A 12,296-nucleotide genomic window follows, 5' to 3' on the forward strand; every position below is an offset into this window, starting at 1 on the left:
CTTTGTAGAGATTCAAAAATCCCTACCGCACTTCGTTTGGTGTACCATTCCTTTGCGGAACATAAGAAAACCACTTATATTCCACAAAAGAACGGTTTTATTTAAGCACCAATAATGCGATTGAATAGCTCTAGTAAAATGTCTTTTACTCCAGCAGCGTTGAAGACTAAGCCAACCGCAATAATCGCAATAATTAAAAAGCCAATCAGTTTGCTAAACTCACGCTTGAAGCCAAGATACAAGCCAATCACAACGATTGCTAAAAGCACCAGTGATTGAGCGTTTGATAGAAACCAGTTATAAAGGTTTTGTCCAAAATTCATAAAAATGTTCTCCTCTCTATATTCAATGAATTTGTATTTGAGTTATTTTTTTGTTGTTATCACGTCCTGTTCTTTTACTGACTGTTGCTTCAAAATCTGCTTGTGTCGGTCTGTCAGTTTCGCATGGTCGAGAATGTCTTTTACAACCTGCGTCTGGTTGATTTCATCAAGTTTAATCGCAACCTTTAAGGTCGGGGCAACTTGATGAGATAGCCAGTTCAGCGTCCTTTGGAAGGAGTAAGGCTCTGGTTTTGTGGTTAGTTTTAATCGTTCACGATTGTTCCCAATAAACCAAGCCCATTCTTCATTCAGTTTCCAATCAGAACGAGGTTTGGAATCGTCTTTATCTACAAAACGGATATACCGATTGATAATTTTAAAGGCGGTATGCTCTGGATTGTCATAGACGAGTAAATCACGGACTGCATAATAGGCACGCTCATTTTTCAATCGAATCTCAAAACGGTTTTTTACTTCTGCGTCTTCAATGGGAATATCATTTTTCTTGTACTGCTCGTAGTCCTTTTCATAGATACAGAAATAAACTTCACTTTGTAATGAACCGATATAGAGGGTGTTTCCCATACATTCCTTTTCCTCTTTGCGTACCAGTTCGCCACTGCGATAGCTTTTAAAACTGCGGAAGACGGAGATACATTCTTCCTGTTGGCACTTTTCAGTGAGTACAGGGATATTCAAAATCCCTGTCTTATCGTTAATGGCAAGGTCAAGGCGTTTCATCACACCGCCAGCCACCAAAACGTCCATAAAGAACTCATACCAGCTTCTTTGTTGTGCCAGAAGATAGCTTTCAAATTGTCTGCACCCACGACCTTTCAATTCCACCAGAACTCCTTTGTCCAGTTCATGGGAGCAAAGGACGAATATGTCGCCTAAAGCATAATGCTCTGAATAAGAATAGAAACCATAGTCCTCATGAAGAAAATAGGACAGTTTCAGTTGTAAGATGTTTTCGACCACCTGCTGTACGTCTGTTGTCGGAAAGCGAATCCTTACATAATCAAACAGCATTTCAAGGGGAGCGTCGGGATTGAAGCGTTCCAGAGCTTCCCAAAGGGACTGCTGTAAATCCTCTGATGGCTTGACTTTTCCTGTTTCAATATCGCTTAGATACTGCCTTGTAATACCAGTCGCAACAGCTAAACGGTTTTGAGATAGTCCATAAGCCAAGCGTTTTTCTTTTAAATGCTGTAACCAAGTTTGTTCATTCAGTAAAAATCCCTCCAATCAAAAAGGCGTATGTCAACTTTTAAAGCCCATTTGACATACGCTGAAATTTTGTAAATCCCTTGTAACCAAAGGATTTTCTAATGTTTTTTTGACTGTTTCCTGTCGATTTGTACCCCCCTGTTAGATACGGGGGGTTAAGTGCTGGCGTGGCTATTGCCACACTAGCCAGCAAGATCAGTCCACACCTGCGACTTCCGCTTCGCACGTCGCCTGCGTGGACTGTCTGCTGTTGGATAACTTTTTAATTTCCTCCAAGAAATCATATCCTTTTGGTACAAGGGGAGTATAAAACTCTGATATGACACTTGTTCCTACATCAACATAGCCACGACCTTTGATTCGCTTTAAGAAGAAATCCTTTTGTACGTCACTGCCAAACATCATGCCATAGCCCATTTCAGACATACGACCTAAAGCCACTCTGAAATTAAACTGATCACGGATTCCGTCGCCTAAATATTTTGCGTCTGGACGTTGACAAGCCAGTATTAGAAAGAAGCCAGCTTGACGACCTAACATGACAATCTGTTTCAGCTTATTCATAACTGCGGTGTTTTCTTTTGTTCCCAGCATTTCCATGAAAGCGACGTATTCATCAAAGATTAAGAAGTGTGCCGGGAGACCTAAGTAAGCATAATTTTTGCCAGTCTTATAGTTCTTCATCTGCTTCATTTCCTCACTACGTTTCATCATTTCTTCATAGAATGTTTCAATGCAAGAAAGCAAGTCTTCTTTTCTATAGTAGACATTTGCCATCACAGAACCTAAGTCCGCAAGGTCAGCATTTTTCGGGTCAAGAATATACAGTTTTGAATCTGTATGAAGCAAGGCTTCAATCAGTGTCAGTATAAAGTAAGTTTTACCGCCACCTGTACCACCAGCAATCAACATATGAGGGAGCTTATCATATTCCCACCATACGTTTTTCATTAAGCGAAGTTTACCATCTTTAGCTTCTACTTCATCAATAGAAATACGACTGGCTATGGTGTCATAGAGCAAAGTATATTCCACATAGGAATCCTTTAACTCTTTATCCGTCAGCTCACAGTACAAGCCACTCTCTAATTTCTTTTCCAAGTGTAAGAGTTGGTCTTGATATTTTCCCAGCGTGATTTCCACCCGTATCTGTATCAAGCCATTTTTAAGTCGATAATACATTTTAGGGAAGTAGGTTATCTTTTCCTTTGTACGACCAGCACTATCTTTAAAGAAACCCTCTGTTTTGACCTGTTCAGATTCATACCACTTGTTTTCAAGTATCATCTTTGCCAGTTTTTGACGGTGGTAAAGTTGTTTAACCGTATCATAGCGAACCCATTTGAATACAAACGCTACCAGCAAGCAGATAAGAATTGCGACACTGAAACTGATAATTAAATAGGGAATGTCAATCTTATCTGCTTGTGATAGGTTAAAATCCTGCCAGTTGATCTGCTGGATTGTCTTCACATGAAACAGTCCGACAACCAGCAGGAAAACAGGCAGGAGTGACGCTATCGTAAAATGAAAGACTAAATCTTTACCAGATGGGCGAATCCTTTTACCACGCTGTTTCATGCGAAAAAGTCTCCTTTCTACCTAGCGACTATTTGTCTTGTGTCGGTTCTTTCTTTGCTTGTGGTTGAGCTTTGAATGAACTAGAATCCTTTGTCAGCACAATATCGTCTGCCTTGATATACCAGTCAACATCTGCTCCTTGATAGGTGGCAGTAGCAACGGTGTCCGCAATGGGATTGATAAGTTCCACCCGTGCGTTATAATCAAACTCTTTCAAAGGCACGCTGGCAGGAATACTTACTTGAATCATGCGTCCTTGTCCTTTGGATTTTAAGTCATAGGTACGTTCCTTGATTTCATCTGAAACCGACCCGTCTTCATTTTGGATTCTCACTTCACGACGTAGAGCAGAGAATTTCAATTCTCCAAAAGTCGTGTCTTTATCTAATACAATGCCATTTGCTAATCTCATCATTTTTCCTCTCTTTCTTTATTCTTTTATCATGTCGTCAGCATGTAAAAGGTAATTTGTAAAACCACGAGTGCCGATTTTGTAGCCCTCTGCGGTAATACGTGGATTGACTAACTTCACACGTTCCTCAAAGCCGAAATGTTTTTCGCCAGCTTCAGCAGGAAGCACCACCACAATATCATCTGCTCTTTGAACATCAGAATAGAGATTATAGCTTCTTGATAAGACAGTTAGCCGTCCGTTGATTCTTCGCTGAACGACTTTATCCTCGCCAGCAAATTCTAAATTGCCGAATGTTTTTTCCATGTTGGGAATCACAAATTTAAGTTCCATATTTTTACCTATCCTTTCTTTTTTATTGGCTGAATGAATGTTTGATGGTCTTAAAGAGTGGGGAACGACCTTTTGATTCTTGATTTTTTGTTTTCATAAGTTCACTTCCTTTCAAAATCGGGTAAAAAAATAGACACCTCATTTTTTGAAGTGTCTACCTATTAAATATTCAAATTTTATTGGAAGTATCTTTATATCTTCACTTTTCAAGGATAAATCGTCGTATCAAAGCTCATTCATAAGTAGTAAATTAGTAGTAAATTGAGTGGTTTTGACCTTGATAAAGTGTGATAAGTCCAGTTTTTATGCGGATAACTAGATTTTTATGCTATTTTTGATATAAAAAATAGATAAGAAAACCCTGAAAATCAAACTTTCAGGGTTGGTAGGGGATTGGAGAAATTAGTTGATTTTCTCGACATAGAGTTGTTTTGCAATGTCCATACTTACTTGTAAGTCCTCGTCTTTACTAAGGATAGTGAAGGTGTTGCTGAAGCCATCAAACTGCTTGACTTGGAGCTGATCACCGATGTGAAGTGAGTGCTTGTCCAGATAATGGAGAATGTCAAAACTATCATGCACCCGAGTCAGGCGGTAGGAGCCAGCTTCCTTGATGTCAGCTAGTGGGAGGTTATTGATTTCAACTAGGAGTTCTCCCTTGGCAGGAATGGTTCCTCCGTGAGGGCAGGTCTTGGGAAATCCAAGCAATTTATCCAGTCTTTCCACGAAGAGGTCAGAGACAGTATGTTCCAATACCTCAGCTTCCTCGTGAATCTGGTCACTCGTATAGTTTAAATGATGAACCAGAAAAACTTCAATCAAGCGGTGTTTACGATAGAGCTCAGAGACCAATTTGAGGCCGAGGTCAGTCAGTAGATAGCCACATTCCTTGTCCTTGAGGATGAGATTTTCGCTCTTCATCCGTTTAATCATTTCAGTTACGGCAGGGGGAGAGACTTGCATGCGGGCAGCAATTTCCTTGTTGGTAATCTTATGCAAATCTATGCTAATTTCATAAATACATTTTAGATAGTCTTCTTTATTCGGGGTCATTCGCTTCCTCTTGTCTAATATCTTTATCTAGTATATCAAAAAAAGCTAGATTTCTCTAGCTGTGACTTTTTATGTTATACTTATTGCAAGAGAAAAAACGAGGAGATGGATATGACGAAAATAGCTCTTCTTTCAGATATTCATGGAAATACCACCGCCTTGGAGGCTGTTTTGGCAGATGCTCGGCAGCGAGGAGTGGATGAATACTGGCTTTTGGGAGATATTCTCATGCCAGGGACAGGGCGTAGAAGGATTTTGGACTTGTTGGCTCAACTACCGATTACAGCTAGAGTTTTGGGAAATTGGGAAGATAGTCTGTGGCATGGTATCCGTAAGGAATTGGATAGTACTCGTCCCAGCCAACGCTATCTCTTGCGCCAGTGCCAGTATGTTCTAGAGGAGATTTCCCTAGAAGAAATTGAACTGCTCCATAATCAACCACTCCAGATCCATCGTCAGTTTGGGGATTTGACGGTAGGAATTAGCCACCATCTTCCTGATAAGAATTGGGGACGAGAGTTGATTCATACTGGAGCGCAAGAGGATTTTGATCGCTTGGTGACCAATCCGCCTTGCGATATTGCTGTTTATGGTCATATTCACCAGCAGTTGCTTCGTTACGGGACTGGTGGACAATTGATTGTCAATCCTGGTTCGATTGGGCAACCTTTCTTTTTAGACGCTCAGCTACGGAAGGACTTGCGGGCCCAGTATATGATTTTGGAGTTTGATGACAAGGGCTTGGTAGATATGGACTTCCGACGGGTAGACTACGATGTGGCAGCTGAATTGCAGTTGGCTAAAGACCTCAAACTTCCCTATTTTGAGGTTTATTATGAAAGTCTGGTCAATGGGATCCACCATACTCATCATCAGGAATTTTTGAGAGAATTGGCCCAGAAAGAGGGTTATGATAGGGAATTAGATGCTTGGTTGAAAAGTGGTAACGATTGACATTACAACTGAAAAGGGTATAATAATAGAAAAAGAAGAGTAGAGGCAGGCTAGCCTCATAAAAAGGAGAAGAGGATGCAAATTCCAAGTAGATTTACCATTGCGACTCATATGCTGATTATTATTGCCCTCAAGGGGAAGGAAAGCAAGGTGACCAGTGATTTTCTGGCTGCTAGTGTCGGGGTCAATCCTGTCATTATCAGAAAAACCTTGTCCCAGTTGAAGAAGGCAGAGCTGATTTCAGTAGCGCGTGGAACGGGCGGAACAGAGATTGTCAAGGATCTCAAGGACATTAGTCTTTTAGATGTTTATCAAGCGGTTGAGTGTCTTGGTAAGACCGGTCAACTCTTTAGTTTCCATGACAATCCAAATCCAAATTGCCCAGTTGGAGCTCATATTCATGATGTTTTGGATCAAAAATTGGAGAGAATTCAGCTGGCTATGGAGGCTGAACTTGGTCAGACCAGTTTAGAGCAAGTCGTGGCTGATGCAGAGAGTCAGATGAAGGAGTGATTTTTTCTTTAAAACAAAAAAGCTTATGAAAAGGTTTTTATACTCAATGAAAATCAAAAAGCAAACTAGGAAGCTAGCCGCAGGTTGCTCAAAGCACAGCTTTGAGGTTGCAGATAAAGCTGACGTGGTTTGAAGAGATTTTCGAAGAGTATTACCTTTTCATAAGCTTTTTATCTATTTTTCCAGGCTTGGTAACGGGTATCAATCAATAACTGGGTGAGGCGTCCCATGGTTTCTCTTTTTTTTGGAGTGAGGGATTGAGCTTGGACGAAGAGATGACGAATGTGTTCGATAGCCTTGAAGGAAGACAGGTCATTGATGGATCTAATCCCAGCATCTAGAATGGTGCCAAAGAAGAGGTCGAAGTAGAGCTGGAGTTCTTCATCAGGGACTGTGGCCACCCACTCCTTGAAGGTTGTGTCGACTTGTTGACTATCACTATTAGTCTTATCTAGTTGAACGAAGTGTTTGTCCTCAATTTGCCAACTAAAGGTATCGTGCTGGGCAATACCACCCAAGGCAGTACTGTGAACGATGATTTGGTGGGCAGGGATTTCCAACATCATACCGATAATGGAACCTTGTGGAATAAAGACCTTGGTTCTATCCATTATCCTTTGATAGCCCTCGGTTTGTGTCAATTCTTTGTGGAGACCAGGCGCATCAAAGGTATAAACTGCTGTGATTTGATTTTGCAAGCTTTGCTCAATTTGACTAGCAGCATAGATGGCTAGATTTCCTCCCTTGGAATGCCCAGCCAGAATGACCTTTTGCTTAGGATGTTGGGCAAAAAAGTTCTTTAAATAGCGAATGGCGTGCTTTTGAGCAGGAATTTCCTTCATATAGGTCAGGTGGAAATCTTCCTTCCAACCAATAATACTATCATCTGTACCTCGAAAAACAATCAGATAGGTATCGAGAGTGAGGCGGTATGTCATAGCAGCAAATTGCTTTTGCAGCTCAGGGTCGATGTCGTTGATAAAATGGGAGAGTTTGCAATTTTTGAAGCGTTTGTGTTGAGCTAGTTCATCTAATAGCTGGAGGCGATTTTTGCTGGTCAACATGTTAGGTTCTCTTGGAACCTGAGGTGCCAGTTCTAAAAGTCGCTGAGGAGCTGTGGAGACCAGATTATCAAAGGAGAGGTAGGTGATTTCTGTTAAGGCTAGAATGTCTAACTCATTCAAAGGAAGGTCGTAAAAGGAATCGTATGCGACATCTTTCAGATAGTCAAAAATATTGGCCATAAGAGCTCCTTTCTTTTCTTTATCTTATCAAATTTCCCTCAAATTAGCTAGTCGGCTTGCCTATATCTGCTGGTTAAAAACAAGCTCTTTCAAATTCAGTTTCAGACCTTCGAGCATGGAAAAATCTGTTATAATAATAGAAAAGGAGGAGCGCATGCACAAGATTTTATTAGTAGAAGATGATCAGGTCATTCGTCAACAGGTCGGGAAAATGCTCTCTGAATGGGGATTTGAAGTGGTCCTGGTAGAAGACTTTATGGAAGTTTTGAGTCTATTTGTTCAGTCGGAACCTCATCTGGTCCTAATGGATATTGGACTGCCTTTGTTTAATGGCTATCACTGGTGTCAGGAGATTCGCAAGATTTCCAAGGTACCCATCATGTTTCTGTCTTCGAGAGACCAGGCTATGGATATCGTCATGGCAATCAATATGGGGGCGGATGACTTTGTGACCAAGCCTTTTGATCAGCAGGTTCTTTTAGCCAAGGTTCAGGGCTTGTTGCGTCGTTCCTATGAGTTTGGGCGTGACGAGAGTTTACTGGAATATGCTGGTGTTATCCTCAATACCAAATCCATGGATGTGCATTATCAAGGCCAAGTCTTGAATTTGACCAAGAACGAATTCCAGATTTTACGCGTTTTGTTTGAGCATGCGGGCAATATCGTAGCGCGTGACGACCTCATGCGAGAACTTTGGAATAGTGACTTTTTCATTGATGATAATACTCTCTCTGTCAATGTGGCTCGTTTGCGTAAAAAATTGGAAGAGCAGGGCTTGGTAGGATTTATCGAGACCAAGAAAGGAATAGGGTACGGATTGAAGCATGCTTGATTGGAAACAATTTTTTCTAGCCTATCTGCGTTCCCGTAGTCGTCTGTTTGTCTATCTACTTGCTTTAGCATTTCTGGTTTTGCTCTTTCAGTTTTTATTTGCCAGTTTAGGAACTTACTTTCTCTACTTTTTTCTTTTGTGTTGCTTTGTAACCATCTTATTTTTCGCTTGGGACATATTGGTGGAAATGCAGGTCTATCGCCAGGAAATTCTCTATGGAGAGAGAGAAGCCCAGTCTCCTTTGGAAATAGCTTTAGCAGAAAAATTAGAAGCGCGTGAGATGGAACTCTATCAGCAAAGGTCAGATTCAGAAAGAAAATTGACGGATTTACTGGATTACTATACCTTGTGGGTCCATCAGATAAAGACTCCCATTGCAGCCAGTCAACTCTTAGTTGCAGAAGTAGCCGACCGCCAACTGAAGCAGCAATTAGAACAGGAAATTTTTAAGATTGACTCCTATACCAATCTAGTTTTACAGTACCTGCGTTTAGAAAGTTTTCATGATGATTTGGTCTTAAAGAAGGTTCAAATTGAGAACTTGGTCAAGGAAATGATTCGTAAATATGCTCTTTTCTTTATTCAAAAAGGCTTAAATGTCAATCTACATGACCTTGATAAAGAAATCGTGACAGATAAGAAATGGCTGCTAGTGGTCATTGAGCAAATCATCTCAAATAGTCTCAAGTACACTAAGGAAGGTGGTCTGGAGATTTATATGGACGGTCAAGAGCTCTGTATCAAGGATACAGGAATCGGAATAAAAAACAGTGATGTTCTCCGAGTCTTTGAACGTGGATTTTCAGGATACAATGGGCGCCTAACCCAGCAGTCATCTGGACTTGGTCTTTACCTATCCAAGAAAATTTCTGAAGAACTGGGGCACCAGATTCGTATCGAGTCTGAGGTTGGTACAGGAACGATAGTGCGGATTCAGTTTGCTCAAGTGAACTTAGTCCTTGAGTGAGAATAGACGAAAAAGCCTCCGGATTGGAGGCTTTTATGCTAGATTCTTAGACTCAACTCGTGATTTGTTGGCGATATCAGCTAGGATAGCTTGAACAAAATCATCTACTGAGACAGTTTGTGTTTCTTTTTGGCCGTAGCGACGAACGTTGACTGTTCCGTCTTCCATTTCCTTGTCCCCAACGATCAATTGGTAAGGAATCTTGCTGGTTTGTGACGCACGGATTTTAAACTGCATTTTTTCATTGCGTTCATCTACGTCTGCACGGACACCACGGTCACGGAGTTTTTTAGCTACTTCCCAAGCGTAGTCCACGTGTTTTTCGTTAGATACTGGGATGAGGGTTACTTGGTGTGGTGCAAGCCATGTTGGGAAGGCACCCTTGTAGTTCTCAATCAAGATAGCTGTGAAGCGTTCCATAGTTGAGATAACTCCACGGTGGATCATAACTGGACGGTGCTCTTCGCCATCAGCTCCGATGTATTTAAGGTCGAAACGTTCTGGAAGCAAGAAGTCAAGCTGGATAGTAGAAAGAGTTTCTTCTTTTCCAAGAGCGGTCTTAACTTGGATATCCAATTTTGGTCCATAAAAGGCTGCTTCACCTTCGGCTTCAAAGTAGTCCACGCCCATTTCATCAAGGGCTGCGCGAAGCATGGTTTGGGCATTTTCCCACATCTCATCGTTGTCAAAGTACTTGTGAGTATCTTGAGGGTCACGAAGAGAGAGGCGGAAGCGGTATTCAGTCAAGTTGAAATCTTCATAAACATCGATAATCAACTGAAGGGCACGTTGGAATTCTTCTTGGATTTGTTCTGGAGTAACGAAGAGGTGACCGTCGTTGAGTGACATTTCACGCACACGTTGAAGACCAGTGAGGGCACCAGATTTTTCATAACGGTGCATCATACCGATTTCAGCGATACGGATTGGCAACTCACGGTATGAGTGAACATGGTGTTTGAAGACTTGAATGTGGTGCGGACAGTTCATTGGACGAAGGACAAATTCTTCCCCGTCACCCATGTCCATAGTTGGGAACATGTCTTCTTGGTAATGATCCCAGTGACCAGAAGTCTTGTAGAGTTCAACAGAAGCAAGTGGTGGAGTGTAGACGTGTTGGTAGCCAGAAGCTAGCTCTTTGTCTACGATGTAGCGTTCCAACTCACGACGAATAGTCGCACCATTTGGCAACCAGAATGGCAAACCTTGTCCCACTTCTTGTGAAATCATAAAGAGGTCAAGCTCTTTACCAAGTTTACGGTGGTCACGTTCCTTAGCTTCTTCACGCATTTGAAGGTAGTTTTTCAAGTCTTTCTTGTCAAACCAAGCTGTACCGTAGATACGTTGCATCATAGCGTTGTCGCTATTTCCACGCCAGTAAGCACCTGCTACATGGAGAAGGTGGAAAATTTGGATGCGGCCTGTTGATGGGACGTGAGGGCCACGGCAAAGGTCTACATATTCACCCTGACGGTAGATGGTCAAACCACCTTCGTCTTCTGAGTGTTCTTCAATCAATTCTAATTTGTAAGGGTCATTTTTGAAGATTTCACGTGCCTCGTCTTTAGTAACTTCTTCACGGATTGATGGGAAGTTTTCTTTGACGATTTTTTGCATTTCTTCTTCGATACGAGGAAGGTCTTCGTTAGAGATTTGACCAGCTGTGTTGTCAGTATCGTAGTAGAAGCCGTCTTCGATGGCTGGACCAACTCCCAAGTGAATGTCTGGGAAAAGACGACGAGCTGCTTGGGCGAACAAGTGAGCAGCTGAGTGACGCAAGATTGGAAGAGCATCTTCGTGATCAGGTGTCACGATTTCAATGCTTCCATCTTCAGTGATAGCACGAGTAGTGTCGATGAGTTTGCCGTTGAATTTACCAGCCAAGGCTTTTTTAGCTAGGGAATTGCTGATAGATTGGGCAATTTCAAAAGTTGTAACGCCAGATTCGAATTCACGAATAGCGCCATCTGGGAAAGTAATGTTAATCATGATGTTCTCCTTACTTATATTATTGACGAATGTGTTAACCCTATTCTGAAAACAGGGACAGAGGACTGTGAAAGCTAGAAAAACAAAAAGCGACATCCTCGAAAGGACGTCGCAACGTGGTTCCACCTTCATTTATGTTCCTCAAAAAAGAGGGACACCTCTGATTGGCTCTAACGTGGCCACCGTTTTATGTTTTCATAAAAGTCAGTAGAGTAGTATCAGTTTAGGCTTTCTATGCGTTTCCAGCAACCACGCACTCTCTAGTAGAAAGGAACTAAGTGACTTGTCTCTATGGATTATTATAGCATGATTGTGAGATTTTTCAAGGATTTTGTGAAAGTTTTTTGTTTTTCATTTTTTGTAGAATATGCTTGATACCAATACCGGAAGCCATGCCCACCAGAGCCAAGGTTTCATAGGCTAAAAAGTAGAACCAGATAAATTCACCAAAGGTTATGATAGTAAAGCAAAAGAGCAGTCCGTTACCAATTAACCACCAAAGTGTGAAACGGAAACGGTAGCTATAGAGTAACGATACAATCAAGATTACCAGAGGTGTAAAGAAGAGAAGATTGTTTACGTAGAGACTCTTGAGCAAAAGGGGGTCAGAAATGATTAGTGATAACAACTCATAAAGTGGCCAGTAAAAGAAAAAGATGACCAAATAATAGGGGAGATGGGAATAGAATCTAGGCATGATAATCACCTCGTTTTAAAAAACAGACAACTTGGATTTCTTACTATGATTATTATAGAATATTTTAAACAAGAAAGTAAATCTGTTGACAAAGAAGTTAGTTATTGGTAGAATAGGGATTGTCGTAAAGACAAATAACTTCTTCTTGGTTACAGGCATGCCAACCTG

Annotated in this window: 14 protein-coding genes and 1 pseudogene; 4 read left to right on the forward strand and 11 right to left on the reverse strand. The window is 41.4% G+C overall.

Going from position 1 to position 12,296, the window contains the following annotated elements:
* Window positions 1-101 precede the first annotated feature (101 nt).
* The 7 genes from HT725_RS00175 to HT725_RS00205 form a co-directional block, all read right to left on the reverse strand.
* Window positions 102-323, reverse strand: a complete 222-nt coding sequence (locus HT725_RS00175) for a hypothetical protein (protein ID WP_001009056.1) — start codon at window positions 321-323, stop codon at window positions 102-104.
* Window positions 324-365: 42 nt separating this feature from the next.
* Window positions 366-1,571: a MobT family relaxase gene (gene mobT, locus HT725_RS00180; protein ID WP_000398284.1), complete on the reverse strand. Its 1,206-nt coding sequence runs from the start codon at window positions 1,569-1,571 to the stop codon at window positions 366-368.
* A gap of 22 nt (window positions 1,572-1,593) precedes the next feature.
* Complete coding sequence (locus tag HT725_RS00185; RefSeq protein ID WP_173252842.1) at window positions 1,594-1,746, reverse strand: conjugal transfer protein; 153 nt, start codon at window positions 1,744-1,746, stop codon at window positions 1,594-1,596.
* 2 nt (window positions 1,747-1,748) lie between these two features.
* Window positions 1,749-3,134 (reverse strand): FtsK/SpoIIIE domain-containing protein, encoded by a 1,386-nt coding sequence (locus HT725_RS00190; RefSeq protein WP_173252843.1) that lies wholly within the window; start codon window positions 3,132-3,134, stop codon window positions 1,749-1,751.
* 28 nt (window positions 3,135-3,162) lie between these two features.
* Window positions 3,163-3,549, reverse strand: coding sequence for a YdcP family protein (locus HT725_RS00195; RefSeq protein WP_000985015.1), 387 nt, complete (start codon window positions 3,547-3,549; stop codon window positions 3,163-3,165).
* Window positions 3,550-3,564: 15 nt separating this feature from the next.
* Complete coding sequence (locus tag HT725_RS00200) at window positions 3,565-3,879, reverse strand: YdcP family protein (protein WP_000420682.1); 315 nt, start codon at window positions 3,877-3,879, stop codon at window positions 3,565-3,567.
* Between the two features lie 402 nt (window positions 3,880-4,281).
* Window positions 4,282-4,932 carry a metal-dependent transcriptional regulator gene (locus tag HT725_RS00205; RefSeq protein ID WP_054384446.1) on the reverse strand — a complete coding sequence of 217 codons (651 nt, stop codon included), beginning with the start codon at window positions 4,930-4,932 and terminating at the stop codon, window positions 4,282-4,284.
* 111 nt (window positions 4,933-5,043) lie between these two features.
* Here HT725_RS00205 and HT725_RS00210 point away from each other — a divergent pair, with 111 nt between their 5' ends.
* A complete protein-coding gene (locus tag HT725_RS00210) occupies window positions 5,044-5,886 on the forward strand; it encodes a metallophosphoesterase family protein (protein ID WP_164226489.1) in 843 nt (280 codons plus the stop codon).
* 75 nt (window positions 5,887-5,961) lie between these two features.
* On the forward strand, window positions 5,962-6,399 hold the full coding sequence (locus HT725_RS00215; RefSeq protein ID WP_001166796.1) for an Rrf2 family transcriptional regulator: 438 nt from the start codon (window positions 5,962-5,964) through the stop codon (window positions 6,397-6,399).
* A 170-nt stretch (window positions 6,400-6,569) separates the two neighbouring features.
* Here the strand turns inward: HT725_RS00215 and HT725_RS00220 are convergent, their stop codons facing one another.
* A complete protein-coding gene (locus HT725_RS00220) occupies window positions 6,570-7,643 on the reverse strand; it encodes a DUF2974 domain-containing protein (protein ID WP_001273811.1) in 1,074 nt (357 codons plus the stop codon).
* 154 nt (window positions 7,644-7,797) lie between these two features.
* Here HT725_RS00220 and HT725_RS00225 point away from each other — a divergent pair, with 154 nt between their 5' ends.
* Together HT725_RS00225 and HT725_RS00230 are read left to right on the forward strand one after the other, a co-directional pair.
* On the forward strand, window positions 7,798-8,475 hold the full coding sequence (locus tag HT725_RS00225) for a response regulator transcription factor (RefSeq protein WP_000548993.1): 678 nt from the start codon (window positions 7,798-7,800) through the stop codon (window positions 8,473-8,475).
* Window positions 8,468-9,442, forward strand: coding sequence for a sensor histidine kinase (locus tag HT725_RS00230; RefSeq protein ID WP_173252844.1), 975 nt, complete (start codon window positions 8,468-8,470; stop codon window positions 9,440-9,442). The genes HT725_RS00225 and HT725_RS00230 overlap by 8 nt, the downstream gene beginning before the upstream one ends.
* 33 nt (window positions 9,443-9,475) lie before the next feature.
* Here the strand turns inward: HT725_RS00230 and thrS are convergent, their stop codons facing one another.
* The 3 genes and pseudogenes from thrS to HT725_RS00240 form a co-directional block, all read right to left on the reverse strand.
* The gene (thrS, locus tag HT725_RS00235) at window positions 9,476-11,431 is read right to left on the reverse strand and encodes a threonine--tRNA ligase (protein ID WP_173252845.1); all 1,956 of its coding nucleotides are present in this window, start codon (window positions 11,429-11,431) and stop codon (window positions 9,476-9,478) included.
* Between the two features lie 40 nt (window positions 11,432-11,471).
* Window positions 11,472-11,680 (reverse strand): annotated as a pseudogene (locus HT725_RS10435) (hypothetical protein).
* 73 nt (window positions 11,681-11,753) lie between these two features.
* Window positions 11,754-12,128, reverse strand: coding sequence for a hypothetical protein (locus tag HT725_RS00240; RefSeq protein ID WP_173252846.1), 375 nt, complete (start codon window positions 12,126-12,128; stop codon window positions 11,754-11,756).
* Window positions 12,129-12,296: the final 168 nt, after the last annotated feature.

Source organism: Streptococcus sp. 2579 (genome assembly GCF_013277195.1).
In the GTDB taxonomy this organism is placed as follows: domain Bacteria; phylum Bacillota; class Bacilli; order Lactobacillales; family Streptococcaceae; genus Streptococcus.